The sequence below is a fragment of the Pseudomonas sp. GW821-FHT05D12 genome (genome assembly GCF_059419825.1).
The window spans coordinates 261697-280387 of the sequence record NZ_JBWKSN010000002.1 but is presented as its reverse complement, the minus strand read 5'-3'; the positions used below and the strand labels follow the sequence as shown (position 1 = coordinate 280387).

Sequence of the window (18691 nt, the reverse complement as noted above, 5' to 3'; positions counted from 1 at the left end):
CCCACCAGGGCGCGCATCCTCTACTCGTATGTGACCTGAGGGCACTTCTTGTCTACATCCAAAGCGTTGTTATCCGAAAAAGCAGCCACCGGCATCGAAGGTCTTGATGACATTCTTTCCGGCGGGCTATCGCGCAGCCATCTGTTTCTCCTGGAAGGCGAACCTGGCACCGGTAAAACCACGGTCGCCCTGCACTTTCTGCAGGCCGGCGCGAAAGAAGGTGAGCGAACGCTGTACATCACGCTGTCCGAAACCGAGCGCGAATTGCGCCAAGGCGCCAAGTCCCACGGGTGGGACCTGGACGAGAATATCCATATCTTCGAACTGACTCCGCCGGAGAGCCTGCTGGATGCCGAGCACCAGCAGAGCCTGTTGTACTCCTCCGACCTCGAACTGGGCGAAGCCACCCGGCAGATCTTCGAAGTGGTGGAACGGGTCAAGCCGACCCGCGTGGTGATCGACAGCCTTTCGGAAATCCGCCTGCTCGCACAAAGCTCGCTGCGCTATCGCCGGCAGATCCTGGCGATCAAGCACTACTTCGTGCGCTATGACGCCACCGTACTGCTGCTGGATGACCTGACCACCGAATCCCTCGACAAAACCGTGCACAGCGTGGCGCACGGCGTCATCCGCCTGGAAGAACTGACACCCAATTACGGCGCCGAACGCCGACGCGTGCGCGTGGTGAAGTACCGCGGCCAGAAATACCGTGGCGGCTTTCACGACTTCACCATCATGCAGGATGGCATTCACGTGTTCCCGCGCCTGGTGGCCGCCGAGCATCGCGGTGGCTACGTGCGCCAGACCTTGAGCAGCGGCATTCGCGAACTGGACGCCTTGATGGGCGGCGGCGTGGAGACCGGCTCCAGCAGCCTGATCCTCGGCCCGGCCGGTACCGGCAAATCGCTGATCTCGATGATCTTTGCCGCCTCTGCCGTGGCCCGTGGCGAAAAAGCCGCGCTGTTCATTTTCGATGAAGAACTGGGCCTGCTGTTCGAGCGCATGAAAAACATGGGCATCGACCTCGACGCCCTGCAAGCCACCGGCAACCTGCTGATCGAACAAGTGGACGCCGCCGAGCTGTCCCCCGGCGAGTTCTCGCACCGGGTACGCCGCTGTGTCGACGAGCGTGGGATCAAGACCGTGGTCATCGACAGCATCAACGGTTACCAGGCGGCCATGCCGGAAGAGAACGCGCTGATCCTGCATATGCACGAGTTGCTGCTGTACCTCAACCGCCGGGGCGCGGCCACCTTCATGACCGTCGCGCAGCACGGGCTGGTCGGCGACATGCAGGCACCGGTCGACATCACTTACCTGGCGGACACCGTGATTCTGCTGCGTTACTTCGAGGCGCTGGGCAAGGTGCGCCGTGCCATCTCGATCATCAAGAAACGCACCGGCTCCCACGAGTCGACCATCCGCGAGTACCGTATCAGCAGCCGTGGCATGACCGTCGGCGAACCGCTGGATAATTTCCAGGGCGTGTTGCGTGGCATTCCAACCTACATGGGCGCAGGCTCGCCTCTGCTCAAGGATGAGGGCGTGTGACGGCTATTTCACCCGTATCCGAGCGCGCCATCGTCCTGGCGCCTATGGGCCGCGACGGTACTTTGGCGCTGATGATGCTCAACGAGGCCGGCTACAGTGGCATCGTTGCCAGCAGCCTGCCGATGCTGTGCGAGGCCCTGGAGCAAGGTGCCGGCCTGCTGATCATTGCGGCCGAAGCGCTGCGGGGCGCGGACCTGGAGCCGTTGCTGGAGCATTTGCATCAGCAGCCAGCCTGGTCGGACCTGCCCATCGTGCTGATGACCCACCACGGCGGCAGCGAACAGAATGGTTCTTCGCACTTGAGTGGCCTGCTTGGCAATGTGACGTTCCTTGAGCGGCCGTTCCACCCCATCACCCTGATCAGCCTGGTGAGCGCGGCCCTGCGCGGTCGCCGCCGGCAATACGACGCACGTGACCGCTTGATTGACCTCAGCGAGAGCGAACTGCGCCTGCAGCGCACCCTGGAAACCCTCGAACAGCAAGTCGAGGAGCGCACGGCGCAGTTGCGCAGCAACGAAGAAGCGTTGCGCCAATCGCAGAAAATGGAAGCGGTCGGGCAGTTGACGGGCGGTATCGCCCACGACTTCAACAATATGCTCACCGGCATTATCGGCAGCCTGGAGCTGTTGCGGCGGCGTGTCTCGCGCGGCAAGTTGGACGACCTCGACAGCCTGATTGACCTGGGCGTGACCTCGGCCAACCGCGCTGCCGGCCTGACTCACCGCCTGCTGGCGTTTTCACGGCGCCAGTCGCTGGATTCCAAGCCGGTGCAGATCAACGAGCTGGTCACTTCGATGGGCGAACTGCTGCAACGCAGCATCAACGAGAGCATTGCCCTGGACATGCGCCTGGAGGACCGGCTGTGGACCGCCGAAGCCGACCCCAATCAGCTGGAGAGCGCCCTGCTCAACCTGGTCTTGAATGCCCGCGACGCCATGCCCGACGGCGGCCGCCTGATCGTCGAAACCAGCAACCGCCACCTCGACAGCGTGTTCACCGCCGCTTATGGCACCTTGAACCCCGGCGACTACGTGGAACTGAGCGTCAGCGACACCGGCTGCGGGATTCCGGAAAGCCTCATGGGGCGGGTATTCGACCCGTTCTTCACGACCAAACCCATCGGCCAGGGCACCGGCCTGGGCTTGTCGATGATCTACGGTTTTGCACGCCAATCTCATGGCCACGTGACCATCCACAGTGAGGTCGGCAAAGGCACCACCGTGAGCCTGTTTCTCCCGCGTTTTGTCGGTGAAGTCACGGCTGATACGCCGTTGGACTCCGCCCTACTGCCGTTCGCGAATGCCGGCGAGTGCGTGCTGATCGTCGAGGACGACCCCGCCGTGCGCGTGCTGGTGAGCCAGGTGCTGAGCGAGTTGGGCTATGCCTTCGTCGAAGCTGGCGACGCCGACAATGCGTTGCCGATCATCGAATCCAGCCAGCGCATCGACCTGATGATCAGCGATGTGGGGCTGCCAGGCATGAATGGCCGCCAGCTGGCCGAAATCGGCCGGCAAATTCGCCCGGACTTGAAGGTTTTGTTTATTACCGGCTATGCCGAGCATGCGGCGGTACGGGGCGGGTTCCTGGACCCGGGCATGCAGTTGATCACCAAGCCGTTTACCTTTGATTTGTTGACGGCGAAGGTGCGGGAGATGATTCACCTGCAGATAAGGGAATGAGGCGCAGGTTAAACAAAACACTGGGGGCCGACCGGGTCCGCTGACGAGCTATTTACGTTGATGGCGACGAACTAGCCACTAATACGCAGGGGCGCCGTTTGTATCGCCGTCGACAGCGCACATAGAAACTTCCGGCAAAGGGTAGAGTTGGAACGCTAGAGGCTGATGCCAATACCAAGTGTTATACCGCGGGCGCAGTTACAACACCCGGGGTATGTTCATTTGCCTCTCAGAGAATGCCTCCCATGATTTCACCTGATAGCGTTACTCTTCCCCGCCCGCATCTTCAGAACGCCCCGCAAACTCCAACTTCCCCTTCGCCCCAAGCGCCTCTTGCTGAATCTTCTTCCGAGCGGGACATCGATCCCGTACGTAATCAACGATCTATTCGGAGCATCGGGCAAGGATCGCTGCTCGCCCAACACAGTGTCCAGAACCAGCTGCCACCACCGCCGCAAAAACATTCGATGACGGCGGCTGATGCCATGGGCCAACAAGCACTTATCGACGGTCTGACTAAAACAGGTGAATTGCAGAAACATCAATACTATGGCACTGAACGGCGGCTTAGATCGCTGCAGATAACCCTGCCGCCAGACTCTTACATTGCGCGCAAGAACAACCTTGTCGAAGGGCAAAGCATAAGCGCTGAACGGTTCATCCAGGCGCTGGGTTTGCCGTTACCCACCAGTTGGCAAGAGACCTTGCGATTGACCCAGAAAATTGCCATGCCATTGCCCGCAGCGCCTGCGCTGGGTGATTTCGGAGGGCTGCTGGGTCGGACCATACCCTTGGCTCAATCCCAGCAAGACCGCGTGCGCGCTATCGCCAACGAATCAGCCACTACCAGCATTCAGTCCTTGATCACACACGCTGTCACCAACACGGATTCACCCATAACCCCTCGCAAGGTACTTGATCAGTTGATCGCAAACCCCCAGGCGCAGGCACTGGGTCAGAAACTGGAAGCCGAACTGCAGGGCATTTCAACCCCAACCAGTATCAATGAATGGTTGATGACAGCGCTGGCACTGGAACTGGGCATCACGCCCGAAACACAACGCAACCGTATCGCAGGCTATGACCTGAACCAGCCCGACAATTGGGGCAAACCCGCTTCGGCGATCATCGCAGCGGTCAATGACCATCTGGAACGTCAAAACGCCGATGTCCCTGACCTAAGGGGGTACTTGCTGCTCTCGCGGGTCGCGCCGCAGTTTCTGGTCAAACAGTTGCCTGAGAACCTGGTGTACGGTTCCAACGAGTGGGCGGTGTTCAGTGCTGCCGTCTCGCGCATTGAGCAACAGGCGCCCGGTACTGCGGCGACCATGACATTTGACCAAGTGATCGAGTTCGGCAACACCTCTCCGGTTAGCGAGCGCCAAGCGGTGCAAGCCGCCCTTGCGCGACGCAACGCCATGGTTGACTGGGGTATCGTCAATGGTTTTCTAGTCAAGAATGACGATGACATCTACGACCCCGCAGCAATTGAACACACGCAGGGCAAATTCAACGAACAGATAAAAGAACTGAGTACACGCCTCGCGGTGTTCTCCTCACCGCTGCCGACCCGAAAAGCCTTGGCAGAAGTCGAACTCAAAAAAGTACTCGGCGATGACGTTCCCCTGGAGAAGGAATTCATCAAGCTGGGGCGCCAAAACAGAGGTGGCAAAGCGTATTCGATTATTGATCTGTACATGTCGGGTCGGCTCAAGACCAACACGCTCAGGTCTGATTCGGACAAGGCGCTTCTAAAAAAAATCGAGCCTAAATTCGATGCGCTTCCTGATATCAAGGAAGTATTCAAAGAAACGTTCACCCCTTATTTCGACGGGGTAAAAAATGCCTTTACCTCGCGTATAAAAAGTCAGATTTCCCGACTTCCTCTAGAAGACCGAAAAAACTTTCAATTCGGTGGAATAACGGCTTACTCCGTGCGTCGACCACTGCATGAGGATAGCGACGATAATATCAGTCAAAAACAATACAAAAATATTGGCCGCGGGTGCCTATTGTTTAAAACGGTGCGTGAGAAAGTCACCTACTATGAGTTCTCTGTAAGTGACCAGACTATTCGCAAAAAAACCGACCTGCCTGATGAACTGCCTATCGGTGCACCCAGTATCGCCCGTGGTGTAGATGGGGATAAATACATCGAGGGATTTACACGGCTGCCGTTCGATCTGGATAAGTATGGGATCGGGCACGGTGGATTACCACCGTCAAAAGTCCCCGTCATTATTGATCCTGTCAGGATCCAGCTCACGTCAGGTTCCTCCGGTGCCGACGAACCGAACTCGACAACTGCCCCCCTCAAGACATTCTTCACTGCTAAGACCGACGCCATCGCCAAGACCGTCAGCGAGCATTTTTTCAGCGACAAGGACAGTTTCCAGGCGGATGCTTTCGGTGAAACAAATTTCGAGAAGCGGTACCGGGAAAACAATCAACTCAACAACAGCATTTTGAATGTCATTATTCCGTTCAAGTCCGCTATCGAAAACGCGATTGAGGGTAAGTGGGACGACGCCATCGGCGATGCAATGCTGGATCTGATAGCGCTTTATAATCCTGGCGCCAAGGGCAGCGGCATTGCTAACAGAACCAGTAGAAAAACGGCTATGGGGCTACTGACAGGCGTCAAGAAATTCGGTGGCGCCGTGCTTAAAGACGCCAATCTTTTCGCTGATGTGGCGGACCTGACGCGCTTGTTGACGAAAGGTGCGAAATCCGCAGCGTCGTCACTCTCTGACGGTGTTCATTCCCTACAGATGTCTGGCCGCGGTTTGCTCACTGCGCCTAACGGCCTGGACAGCGTGTCGATGGGTACCTTCAAGTATCAAGGCGACGTTATGGAGGGTGCGGCAGCGTTCAAAGATAACAAGTGGTACGCACTTGATCCCTTGTCACTAAAACCTTATGGACCACCGCTGGAGGACTTTTTGCCCTCGCTGCAGGCCCAAACGGCAGAACTCGGGAAATGGGCGACTGCGGACCGCCCCCGAAAGACACTCGATGAGGCCGTTGTCAAAAGCTGGAAAAAGACCGTTAACGACCATCGCACCGGACCGCAAAAAGCTCAGTTTGAAAGCGGATACCAATCAGGCAACCCCCACACTATCAAAGGGTTCTCCAATTCCATGGAGCCCGCAGATATCATCACCTTGGCTGGCAATAAAAACCTTACCGCCAAAGAGGTCGGGATGCTGCTCAAGCGGTTCGACGATCTCTCTTACCAAATGGGTCGAGTTGGCTCAGCGCGTTTTATCGACGCCATAGAACCAGGGCTTGGCAGCGTAATACCCATGCCTCAAGTCATCTACCTTTCCAAGACCGGACAATTGTCCGATGGCCAATGTGCCGCGCTATCACGCGTCATGGCGGACGCCATGGCAGAAGGCAAAGAACAGTTATTGATCAAAAACATGCTCAGTGCAGCGGCCTACCCGGCCGATCCGGCCTCCAGGGAATTTGCTGCCAAACTCAGCAAGATCCAAACCCAAGTCGGCGCACGAAGTGCTTTTCATGCTCAACAGACGGTGCGTCAGGAGACGGTTCAAGGCATCGTGAATGAGCTGGCCGACGCCAGCGTATCCAAGTCAATCATGATCGACTCTCCTGGTCACGCCATGGCGGCTGGCGTCAGGGTTGATGCCACCGGAAAGAGCTTCTACTTCTATGACCCTAATCATGGGCTTGCGACATTTTCCAATGCGCAGGACATGGAAAAGGCCCTGGAGAAACTGACTCACGACAAGAAACTGAAGCCAGGCTACGTGACTCATAGCACTGACCCCACGAAGTTGGAGTTCAAGGTCTTCGACCATACTGACGCGTGGCAGCGAATAAACAGTGTGCCGAGTACGGATGTTAAAAAGCTGTATGACGCACCACTCGCCATCCGCCCCGACAGCGAAATAAGTGCTGAAAAGTTCATGGTTCGTTTACTCAATGAACGCCTTGCCACGCCCGGGACCAAGGCGAGTGTCCGAACCCTTGAGGAACTGAAGAAATTTGACTTCGCCGTCCCAAACCAAATATTCCGCGGGCATACTGCTACCGGGGATACTCTCGCGACCGGCCTCAGGCGTGCAGCGGGAACGGACTCGTCCGGCGACGACTATCTGGCTGCGATTATCCAACATACGGCGAGAACATCAGGCAGTGGCGGTGAAGTCATGTCATTCAGCGCGAGCAAGGCCAAAGCCAATAGTTTTGCCACCCAATACTCAACCCCCACGAAGAAGGTGCCCGTCTTTACGGTCGACACCACCCAAGACCCGGACGCATTTCGGACGGTGGTCGATATCGTTCTTAAAGACGGTGAAAGACTGGTCAGGGATAAAAAAATCACTAAGGCAACCCTTCTGCAAGCCGTTGAGAAATTGAACGGGCAGGAGTTAGAGGTATTTTATGTCAAAGGCGACATACCGCCGGCATTTATGGTGAGCTAAGGCACCTCTCCTCTTGAGCCTATGAAATTAGCGGCGTCGGGCTTTCGACGCCGCTGCGGCAACTATAACGCCGCACAGGATTTATCTGCAGATTTAAAAGAAAAGACGCTTGCCAACTTGCTATATACCTGTCTGCCTACCTGACAATAGCGCACTCAGCCCGAATACCTGGCGACTTAAACTTCGGGCTCATCAATTCTCTTTAAAAGCCGCCCGCCCCAAAGGGTATATCCGCCTATCAGTAAACATATAAGTCTTTCTATGTCTGCTGTGGAACCCGCCGCCCAAGCTGAACAACTTATAGGGCCATACCATGACATATGACACGGCCATATTTTTAGTACGCGAAGCGAGGCGAGCATGTTATCAACCAGCAATTCCCTGAGACCCCTTCCAGTCAATGCAGTTTCAGGGGGTATTCAGGCGAACAGCTCGACACCCGAGCGCAGGAGTAGGCCGTTAGAGACGACCCCTGAAGGTTCGAATCTTAGTGGATACGTTGAAGCAGATAGTGTGCTCGCCGGACTCTATGCCACTGCCCTGCGCGATGGCATTAAAAACGGGATCCTGCAGGAGTCGTTAGATAATATTCCTAAAGATTCGTCGTTCGGCAAATGGTGGTCGCATCTTCATGACGCGATCAAGAGCCCACAGTTTACCGAGTGGGCCAAAAGCAAACATATCGATCTATCGAAACCCATCGAGATTTATCCGGGTTTCGACCAGATCTCCTGCTACATTCATGGAGAACGCAAATCGTTATGGGGCCCCGAGCAGGATAAGTTGTGGCCTGTTTTCATGGCGCCTGTCATGAAAGCTGCGGGCGTATTGGGGCTTGGAAAGACAGCGATTACAGCGCCCACCTCCGGTTCATCCGCCCCCTTGGAGACAATCGGCAAGTTCTATGGCGAGCCCAGGCGGCCTTGGTCGATGGGTACCTTGGCAGAGCGCGCCACGAAACTGGAGCGGACAAAAATATTTGAGCCGATACCGCCGGCTGATCTGGCCAAGCGGGCTCATGAGCGCTCTGATGAAGCCTTGGCGCATGAGCAGACAGCGCTGGGAGATGCCCAGGATAAACACGTCCTGGGGGCCAAGCTGCGTGCCCTCCCCAACGATGACCCAGCGCAAATCGCCAGGTATTTGAAAGACACATTGCTGCAGGTTCATCCCCTGTCCAGCTACAGCCTTAACCAAGAGGAGCAAGTCAGCGACACTGTCAGCCTTGAAGCCTTTATCTCGGGCAATGGATGGCAGCTACCCAAAAGCCGCGTTGAACTGAACAATCTGATTGAAGTCCTGGATATACCCACACTGCAAGAGCCTCCCCATGGAGACTTCGGCGGCGGATTATCCTGGTCCCCACCGCTGGACCTGGAGTCGCAGACACACGTTTACAGCCATGTCCTCTACAACTTGAAACTTTCTGGCCTGGACGGGGAAAACCCGGCTGTCAGAAAGAAGGGCGCACTGGATTACCTCATGAAGAGGATGCCGCTTGAGACTTACGACCTGCGTAACCCTCGCAGAGTCATTGAGGATGTCCTCGGCTCTCCCAAGGCGCTTGAGTTGGGCAAGGCGCTTCAAGAAAAAATGGGCGCCGCAGTAACGGAGGAGACCTTCCAGGATTGGGCCTTGACCGCGATCATGACCACCCTGGACAACGAATCTGTATTTGCGCCTAAACAGCATCATACGGCGGGGTTCGATCTATCGGCCGACCGCCTCTACGGTCAACCCTTGGCGGGCGCAAAGCAAACACTGTCGGACCACTTGGTCGCCACCGGCAAAACGTCGGCACGGCTAGCCCCCATTGGAACACATCTGCTGCTATCCCGTGCCGCCCCGGAGCTATTGGTCAAGGACATCCCCAGTAGCGTTACCTATGGCTCCAATTCGTGGATGCACTTGAGGGCTGCGGTCAAGTTCATTGAGGCACAGGCGCCTGGGGCCAGTGCTCAAATGAACTTCACTCAGATTATGGAGCGCGCCAACCTGACACCGCTCAGCAGTGATGAGCAAGCGCTCAGGAACGTGTTTACCAATGAATCGCTGATGCTTTGGGGGAAGCTCAATAGCGTCATCGGCAATCAAGCGGGCGATACGCTCTCACTGGAGGATTTAAAGCTGTGCCAGACACGTTTTAATCAGCAAGTTGAAGAGTTGTCGAAAGTCTCCCAGCACCTCATGACGCCCATGCCGACTCGCCGTGACATAGCGCTGGAAAAGTTAAAGGACGTGTTTGGCGAGACGCTACCGCTGGAAAGGAACTACCTGCAATCGGCCAACGAGCAATACGGCGACAATCGTTATTTCTCGCCGGTCGACGTTTATATGTCAAACGAGTTGCGTCCTGGGCGCTGGAGGTCTATCAATTCAAGCCTGTCGGCTAATGACCTTACCAGCAAAGGTTTGACGGACCCGAACTTCACTTTCAAAACGAGATTCGATGCCTACCACCATGATTTGAAAGTCAGCCATAAAAACCTGCTGAAGAATATGTTTTCGAAGTTGCCCGAGGAGGACCGTAAGCATCTTGAGTTTGGCAAGCAGGAATTATATTACTTACGCCCGGCCATCACCGGTTATGCTTCACATCTCATCCCCTCCGCGGATGAAATCGTTGCGAAAGGATTAGGGGGATTGTTAATTCGCTCTGAGCACGAGGGCAATGTCTGCCATTACGAGGTTTTCCCCAATAGCATGCTGATTCGTAAACGTACGGATCTTCCCCGTCAATTGGAACTCGGCGGTGTGAAACCGCTGGTGAATACCGAAATAAATAAAACTCACCGCCTTGATTGGAATGCCTACAAAACCGGTAAACCGCCTCGGGCCGAGTCGACCACCTCGCAAATACAGCTGCATCGCATAACGCCAGAAAAAGAATGGGTGCCGCCCCCTCAGGACGGTTCGGTCAACGCCATGCCGATGTCTTATTTCGGTGGGAAGTCCGAATACCTTGCGGAGCTGGCGGCCAGCCAACATTTCACACCTGACTATGAAAGATTCAAGAATGCTGCCCACGGGGAAAGCGCCTTGGAGGAAACCACCCGACAACACATCGCCGGACGAGAGTTCCTGCTGGGCTTGATTCCGTTCAAGAACGCCATCGAAGCAGCTATTGACGGGGACGCTGCACAGGCCGCCATGCTGTTTGTCATGGATGGCTTGAGTTTCGTGGTCCCTGCGGGAAAGGTTGCCAGTAATATCGGCAAAATGGGCACCCGCGGGGCGCTCAAATCCTTGAGCATTGCCAAAATGGCCGGCGCGGGCATTCTTGCCGCTGCAAACCCGGTAGGCGGCCTGGATGACTTGGTTCGCCTGGTGGGAAAAGGCGGACAAAAACTCACTACCATCGGCCCCCAGCGTTTCGGCAAGTTGATGGGCATTGCGGATAACGTCGATTTGATAAAACTGTCTAACCGGCACGATATTGCAATGGGAACGTATAAAGTGGCTGGCAGTACCGAACCTGTAAGCGTCACGGCCAAATACAACGAAGCGGCGGGTAAATGGGTACCTTATGATGTTGTTAAAAACAAAGTTTATGGCAAGCCCCTGGATAACTTTACACCTGAAACGGCGAGATATATCGATGACACGTTGGGCACAGACGGTGTCGTGCTAAGAGTGAAGCGAAACCATCTGGAAAGGAGTCTGGCCAGGGATAACGCTATGGATTTTGGTCGAAAACTCAAGGACTTCAATGCGCCCGGGGTGGGTATTTTCACTTATGTGGACGAATACAAAGGCGTGGAGCGCCTTAATATTTGCGCACATGGCGTTAACCCAAATTACGGGCAGCTGCTTCTTGATGAACCTATGAAAATGTATTACAACGGCAAGGGCAATACCCCTGTCGAACTGTTGGCGACGCTCAAGGCCTCTAATATCAACCCGGAGAGTTATAATAACGTGCGCCTGTTAATGTGCCACTCTGGTAACGGAGGTGCCGATTCTTTCGGGGGTCAATTCGGCGGGTTAATCAAGCGTAACGTCAAGGCTTTCCAAGGCCCAGTCCATGCCGATTTGGAGCCTCAGGATGTTGATTTCCTTTTAGCAGGTCCGAGGTCAAATTCCCCCCACTTAACAGAGGAGATCAAAAAAGAAGTGCTGAGGCGACTGCAGCCCTCTTTAAATGTTCACCCTAAAAAAGCTCCCGTGTCAGGGGACAGTTATTTAACCAGTAAATACTCGGAATCTATCAAGCTTTACTATCGCCCGGTAAAATTCAACTTTACCCCAACTGCCGCCTAGCGCGTTACATCGGTGTGGACGCAAACAGCTACGCGTCGTCCGTGGTGCACGGACGACGCGTAGCTGGGATTCAAAAACATGTAAAAACAGCGAATAGAGTCAAGCCAACAAGCGCTGGATATGCTCCTGCAACGTATCCAGATCGAACGGCTTGGCCAGGATCGGTGCATTGCGCGTGATCGGGCTGTTGCAGTCGAGGATTTCCTGCGGGTAGCCGCTGATAAAGATAACTTTCAATTCCGGGCGCAGCTTGACCGCCGGTTCAGCGATCTGCACGCCGGAAATCCCGCCAGGCAGACGGTAGTCGGTGACCATCAGGTCCAGGTGCGGCTTGGTCGCCAGGATCTGGAACGCCTGCTCCCCGTCAATTGCCTTCAACACCCGATAGCCCAGGCCTGCCAGGTACTCACCCAGCACAAACATAATGGATTCGTCGTCCTCGACGATCAGTACGACATCTTGTGCATCTTCACTCATGGGAAGCCTTTGTCCGGTCAATTGCTGCAATTACGACCATGGGGTCACGCAGAGGTTGCGTCGGGGTGACGATTGATTTCATACCGATGGCTCAAGGGGCAGGCACACCCGAAACAAGGCGCCCTCGCCGATCTGGCTCTCGACCTCGATGGTACCGCCATGGGCTGCAACGATCTGCTCTGAAATAAACAACCCGAGGCCCAGGCCCGCCGCCACCTGGCTGGCGGAAACCCGCTCGAACTGCTGGAAAATACGCTTCTGGTTCTCTTGGCTGATACCGATGCCACGGTCGCGCACCTCTACCCGCGCTTCGCCGTGCTCGCGGTATACGCGCACATCCACCGGACTCTTGGCCCCGTAGCGCAAGGCGTTGGTCAGCAGGTTGGTGACCACCTGCTCGATGCGGAACTCGTCCCAGTTGCCTTCCACCGGTTCTTCAGCCACCAGGTGCATGGACGAATCCGCCGCCGCCACTTGCGGCGCGAAGTTCTCGACCAGGTTGCGCACCAGTTGCGCGAGGTCAAAACGCCCTGGGCGAATCGACAATTTACCGGTGCGGATGCGCGACACGTCGAGCATGTCTTCAATCAGGCGGATCAGGCTCTGGATCTGCCGTTCGTCGCGGTCAACCATGGCGTGCATCTTGTCCAGGGTAAACGCGGCCGCATTGTCCCGCGCCAGGTGCATCTTGCGCAGCTGGGTTTCAAGGATCAGGCCGTTGAGCGGCGTACGCACTTCATGGGCGACGATCGACATGAAATCATCGCGCATGCGCACCGCCTGCTCCAGTTCGGCCTGGGTGGCCTGCAGGCGCGTGAGCAACAGTTCCTGCTCACGACGCGCGCGCTCCAGGGCTTCGAGTTGCTGCTTGACTGCCTTGGTCTGGCGATACAGGTCGACGAACACGTTGACCTTGCTCTTCACCGCATGGATATCCAGCGGCTTGTGCAGGAAGTCCACTGCCCCGCTTTCGTAGCCTTTGAAGGCGTAATTGAGTTCGCGGCCGGCGGCACTGACGAACACAATCGGGATGTTCTTGGTTTTTTCGGTACCGCGCATCAGCTCGGCCAGCTCGAAACCATTCATGCCGGGCATCTGCACGTCGAGAATCGCCATGGCGAATTCGTGCTCCAGCAACAGGGACAAGGCTTCATCGGCGCTCAATGCCTTGAAGACCTGGCGATCCTCGCGCTTGATCAGCGCTTCGAGGGCCAGCAGGTTCTCCGGCAGATCGTCAACGATCAGCAGTTTGGCCTGGACAGTACTTAACATGGGGAATATTCCAGGGAAGCCAACAGTGAACCAATGTGGCTCAACGTAAGAATGTGGTCAGGTGTATGCAGCGCGAGGGCTGCACGGGGCATGATGGCAACACGTGCTTCAGTGGGTTCTTGCACCACGGTAGTTCCACACTGTTGCTTGACGTGGGCCAGGCCACGCGCGCCGTCCTGGTTGGCGCCGGTCAACAGTATGGCGAGCAGGCCCGGGCCGTAGGTATCGGCGGCGGACTCGAACAGGAAATCGATCGCGGGCCGCGAATGGTGCACGCGCTCTTCCTGGCTCAACGACAGGCTGCGATCGTGCTCCACCGACAGGTGATAGCCGGGGCCGGCAAAATACAGGGTGCCAGGCTGGATCACTTCCTTGTCGCGCGCTTCCACCACCGGCATGGCCAGGCGGCGGGCAAACACTTCGGCCAACTGGCTGCGGCGCTCATCGGGCAGGTGCAACACCGTGATGATCGGCAACCCGAACCCTCTGGGCAGTTCGGCAAAAACCTTCAGCAACGCCTCGACACCACCGGCGGATGCACCGATGACGATAGCCTCTATACCCGCGACCAATGGCGGGTTGGCAGTCGCTTGAGTCATAGTTTTCGGTAGATCCGTTCCTGTTTGACCAAGGGTTCGAATTGTTTGCCGAAGGCGGAGAAATCCAGGGTCTCCTTGCTGCCCAGCACCAGGAAGCCGCGATGGCACAGCGACTCATGAAACAATCCGAATGCTCGATCCTGCAATTTTTTATTGAAATAAATCAATACGTTACGACATGAAATTAATTGTGTTTCTGAGAACACGCTGTCGGTCGCCAGACTGTGATCGGCGAATGTCACGTTCTCACGCAGCGACTTATCGAAGATCGCGTAATCGTAAGCCGCGGTGTAGTAGTCGGCAAATGAACGTTGGCCACCGGCCTGCTGATAGTTGGCGGTGTAGGCCCGCACATTCTCCAGGGAAAAGATGCCCTGCTTGGCCTTGTCCAGGGACGCCGGGTTGATGTCCGTCGCGTAGATGATCGTGCGCTCCAGCAAGCCCTCTTCGCGCAGCAGGATGGCCATGGAGTACACCTCCTCCCCCGTGCTGCAGCCGGCGATCCAGATCTTGATCGACGGGTAGGTCTTGAGCAGCGGCACCACTTCCTGGCGGATTGCCAGGAAGTGCGACGGATCGCGAAACATCTCGCTCACCGGAATCGTCAGGAACTGCAGCAGTTGCATGAACGCTGCCGGATCGTGCAGCACCCGCTCCTGCAGCGCCGAAATGGTCGCACAATCAAACTGGCGCAAGGCGTGCGCCACGCGGCGTTTGACTGACGCACCGGAGTAGTCGCGAAAGTCGTAGCTGTACTTGAGGTAAATCGCCTCGATCAACAGGCGCAGCTCAATATCGCTGCTCTTCTCCAAAAAACTTCGCTCCACTTAAATGCGTTCCATCTTCGGTAGCCATACGCGAATCAGCGAGAACAGGCGGTCCAGATCAATCGGCTTGGCAAGGTAATCGTTGGAACCCGCCGCCAGGCAGCGTTCCTGATCGTCCTTCATGGCCTTGGCCGTCACGGCAATGATCGGCAGCTTCTTCCAGCGCGGGTCCTGGCGGATCAGGGCAGTGGCCTCGTAACCGTCCATTTCCGGCATCATCACGTCCATCAGCACCAGGTCGATGTCCTCGACTTCGTTGAGTTTGTCGATGGCCTCGCGGCCGTTACGCCCGATCACCACCACGGCGCCTTTGTGCTCCAGGGCGCTGGTCAGGGCGAAGATGTTGCGCACATCGTCGTCCACCAGCAGGATCTTGCGCCCCTCGAAGACTTTGTCGCGGCTGCGGGCGGTCTTGAGCATCTTCTGGCGATCATGGGACAGCTGGGATTCGACTTTGTGCAGAAAGAGTGTGACTTCATCCAGCAGGCGCTCTGGGGAGCGCGCGCCCTTGATGATGATCGAGCGCGAATACTTGCGCAGTTCGGTTTCTTCATCGCGGGTCAGGTTGCGCCCGGTGTAGACAATCACCGGCGGGAACGAGCAGATATCCTCGGTGGCCATGCGCTTGAGCAATTCGTTGCCGAGCATGTCCGGCAACTTCAGATCGATGATCATGCAGTCATAGATATTCGTGCGCAGCAGGTCGAGGGCGGCCTGGGCATAGCCAACATCGGTGATTTCGATGTCATCGTCGCCGATCAGACGGGCAATGCTGTCGCGCTGCAGGTCATCATCTTCCACCAGCAGCACGCGCTTGACCTTCTGGGTCAGCTTGGCCTCCAGGCGCGCGAACACGTCCTTGAGCTCCTCACGCGTGGTGGGCTTCACCGCATAACCGATCGCGCCCATGTGCATGGCGGCTTCGACGCGGTCTTCCACGGAAATCACATGCACCGGGATGTGGCGGGTATTGGCGTGCTCCTTGAGGCGTTGCAACACGGTCAGCCCGGAGTGATCCGGCAGGCGCATGTCCAACAGGATCGCGTCCGGAGTGTATTCCTCGGCCAGGCTGTAGCCCTCGTCCGCGCCGTGGGCCACCAGGCAGTGGTAACCCAGTTCATGGGCCAGGTCGAAGAGAATACGGGCGAAATTCGGCTCGTCCTCCACCACCAGGATGCAGCGTGTGGTAAACGGTGCCTTGTCGCGGTCATCGGCAAACCGCGGGATCAGTTGCGCATCGGCCACCGGCAGCGGCGACACCGCGATGGGCTTGGGCGCAGGGGCGGCCACCACCTGGCGCGGCTGCTCGATAGGCGGGGCGTCTTCCTGGCGTTCGACGTACTGCTCAGGCAAGACCAGGGTAAACACGCTGCCTTTGCCAGGCTCGCTGGTCACGCTGATATAGCCGCCGAGCAAGCTGGCCAGGTCGCGCGAGATCGACAGGCCCAGGCCGGTGCCGCCGTAACGGCGGTTGGTGGTGCCATCAGCCTGGCGGAAGGCCTCAAAGATGCTTTCCTGCTGGTCCGGGGCAATGCCGATGCCGGAGTCGCGCACGCTGAACGCAATGCCCTCGCCTGCGGCACGGTACACCGACAGGCTCACTTGGCCCTGTTCGGTAAACTTGACCGCGTTGGACAGCAGGTTCTTGAGGATCTGCTCCAGCCGCTGGCGGTCGGTGAACAGCATCGCCGGTGTGCCTTCCTGGACCTCCACCTGGAAACCCAGCTTGCGGTCGGCAGCCAGCGGTTCGAACATGCCGCGCAGGCCGTCGACCAGGCGCGCCACGCTGGAGTTTTCCGGGCGCATTTCGAGCTTGCCGGCTTCGACCTTGGAAATATCGAGGATGTCGTTGATCAGGTTGAGCAGGTCATTGCCGGCCGAATAGATCGACTCGGCGAACTTGACCTGTTCGGCGCTGAGGTTTTCCTGCGGGTTCTCCGCCAGCAACTTGGCCAGGATCAGCGAGCTGTTCAGCGGCGTGCGCAGCTCGTGGGACATATTGGCGAGGAATTCGGACTTGTACTTGCTCGAGCGCTGCAGTTCTTCGGCGCGGTCTTCCAGCTCGAGCTGGGCCTGGTTGAGCTCGACGTTCTTGCGGTCCATGGCGTCGCGCTGTTCGGCCAGGGTCTGGGTCTGTTCGGCCAACTGCTCGTTGGTCTGCTCCAGCTCCGCCTGCTGGGTTTCCAGGTGGGCCTGGGACTCCTTGAGGATGCGCGACTGTTCTTCCAGTTCCTCGTTGGCGGTCTTGAGCTCTTCCTGCTGCACCTGCAGTTCTTCGTTGAGCTGCTGGGTTTCGGCGAGGACTTCCTGCAGACGCTGGCGATAACGCGCGGCCTCGATGGATGTGCCGATGTTCCCGGCAATCAGCTCCAGCAGCTCTACATCACGCTCTTCCAACGGGCGCAGGAACCCCAGCTCGATCACCCCATTGACGCGGTCGTCGTCGCTGGTCGGCACCACCAGCACACTGCGGGTCGGGCCATCGCCAAGGCCGGAGCTGACCTTGAAGTAATCCACCGGCACGTCGTCGAGGCGAATCAGGCGGTCCAGCTGGGCAGCCTGGCCGACGATGCCCTCGTCGCTGTAGATCGACTGTTCCAACTGTTCCTGCTCGCGGGAGAAGCCATAAGTGGCCACGCGCTTGAGGCCGCCGTGTTCCTCACGCACATACAACGCGGCGACGGCCGAGCCCATGTACTGGGCGAAGAATTGCAGGATGTTGCGCCCGAGCATGTTCAGGGTCAGTTGGCCCAGCACCTGTTCGGCCAGTTCGGTCTGGCCGTTACGCAGCCAGGCTTGTTGTTCGAGGCGTCGCGCGATCTTCTGTTGTGACGCGAGGTTTGCGCTGTAACTATCTGAAAGTGCAAGCAAATTCTTACGACCGATATAGGCGAGAAAACCACTCAGGCCCAGCACGAAAGCCAGGTATGCGGTCACGCTGATCACGGTGGTGCGGGTGACATCTTGATTGCGCGTGACACGGAACTGCTGCTCCATCTCCACGGCGTCTGCATATTCCTGGCGAATCGCGTCGGTCAGGCTCTTGCCGCGACCGGACTTCACCGCCCCCCGGTAATCGCCGCTCTGGCGCTGCAGGTCAATCATCGATTGGGCGTACTTGTTCCACTCGGCCTGCATCGCCTCCAGGCGCTTGAGCCGATCCACTTGCTGAGGGTTATCCGCCACCAGCTCCTGCAAATTGTGTAAATCACCAATGATGCGCGGCTTGGCCACTTCATACGGGTCGAGGAAATGCTCGTCACCGGTGATCAGGAAGCCGCGCAAGCCGGTTTCCAGGTCCACCGTCAGCTTGGACGACTCGTTGAGGTTGTTGATGACCCGGTCGGTGTGCTCCACCCACTGGATAACCGAGAGCAAATAGGTGATCAGACAGACGAAAAACACCGCACTGAGCACGCCCACACCCAGGGGCAAAGCCACGTTTCGGCTGAGCAGTGTACGAAAGCTCTTTTCATCGACGGACGACGCAGGAGTCATGGGCATGCCTTGGCCAAGTATGGAAAAACCGGGAGTTTGCCCCAAAGTGGCGGTACAGGGCTACGTTTCTAATG

At 57.2% G+C, this 18691-nt stretch carries 9 protein-coding genes; 4 read left to right on the top strand and 5 right to left on the bottom strand.

The annotated features are described in order from the left end of the window. Positions 1 to 48 precede the first annotated feature (48 nt). From AC07SI_RS04350 to AC07SI_RS04335, 4 genes are all read left to right on the top strand, one after another. Entirely contained in the window at positions 49 to 1551 is a 1503-nt protein-coding gene (locus tag AC07SI_RS04350) for an ATPase domain-containing protein (RefSeq protein WP_495005207.1), read from the top strand. Then, complete coding sequence (locus AC07SI_RS04345) at positions 1548 to 3230, top strand: ATP-binding protein (protein ID WP_065905365.1); 1683 nt, start codon at positions 1548 to 1550, stop codon at positions 3228 to 3230. The genes AC07SI_RS04350 and AC07SI_RS04345 overlap by 4 nt, the downstream gene beginning before the upstream one ends. Before the next feature lie 245 nt (positions 3231 to 3475). Continuing rightward, complete coding sequence (locus AC07SI_RS04340; protein ID WP_495005206.1) at positions 3476 to 7684, top strand: Mcf1 protease effector domain-containing protein; 4209 nt, start codon at positions 3476 to 3478, stop codon at positions 7682 to 7684. A gap of 513 nt (positions 7685 to 8197) precedes the next feature. After that, complete coding sequence (locus AC07SI_RS04335) at positions 8198 to 11944, top strand: hypothetical protein (RefSeq protein ID WP_495005205.1); 3747 nt, start codon at positions 8198 to 8200, stop codon at positions 11942 to 11944. A gap of 99 nt (positions 11945 to 12043) precedes the next feature. Here AC07SI_RS04335 and AC07SI_RS04330 read toward each other — a convergent pair whose 3' ends face one another. The 5 genes from AC07SI_RS04330 to AC07SI_RS04310 all read right to left on the bottom strand — a co-directional run bounded on the left by AC07SI_RS04330 (position 12044) and on the right by AC07SI_RS04310 (position 18617). Then, positions 12044 to 12421 (bottom strand): response regulator, encoded by a 378-nt coding sequence (locus tag AC07SI_RS04330; protein WP_065905380.1) that lies wholly within the window; start codon positions 12419 to 12421, stop codon positions 12044 to 12046. A 78-nt stretch (positions 12422 to 12499) separates the two neighbouring features. Continuing rightward, positions 12500 to 13693, bottom strand: coding sequence for a hybrid sensor histidine kinase/response regulator (locus AC07SI_RS04325; protein ID WP_065905381.1), 1194 nt, complete (start codon positions 13691 to 13693; stop codon positions 12500 to 12502). After that, on the bottom strand, positions 13687 to 14292 hold the full coding sequence (locus tag AC07SI_RS04320; protein ID WP_106803813.1) for a chemotaxis protein CheB: 606 nt from the start codon (positions 14290 to 14292) through the stop codon (positions 13687 to 13689). The genes AC07SI_RS04325 and AC07SI_RS04320 overlap by 7 nt, the downstream gene beginning before the upstream one ends. Beyond that, complete coding sequence (locus AC07SI_RS04315; RefSeq protein ID WP_371920652.1) at positions 14289 to 15119, bottom strand: CheR family methyltransferase; 831 nt, start codon at positions 15117 to 15119, stop codon at positions 14289 to 14291. The genes AC07SI_RS04320 and AC07SI_RS04315 overlap by 4 nt, the downstream gene beginning before the upstream one ends. Beyond that, entirely contained in the window at positions 15120 to 18617 is a 3498-nt protein-coding gene (locus AC07SI_RS04310) for a response regulator (protein WP_495005204.1), read from the bottom strand. It lies immediately after the preceding gene. Positions 18618 to 18691 lie beyond the last annotated feature (74 nt).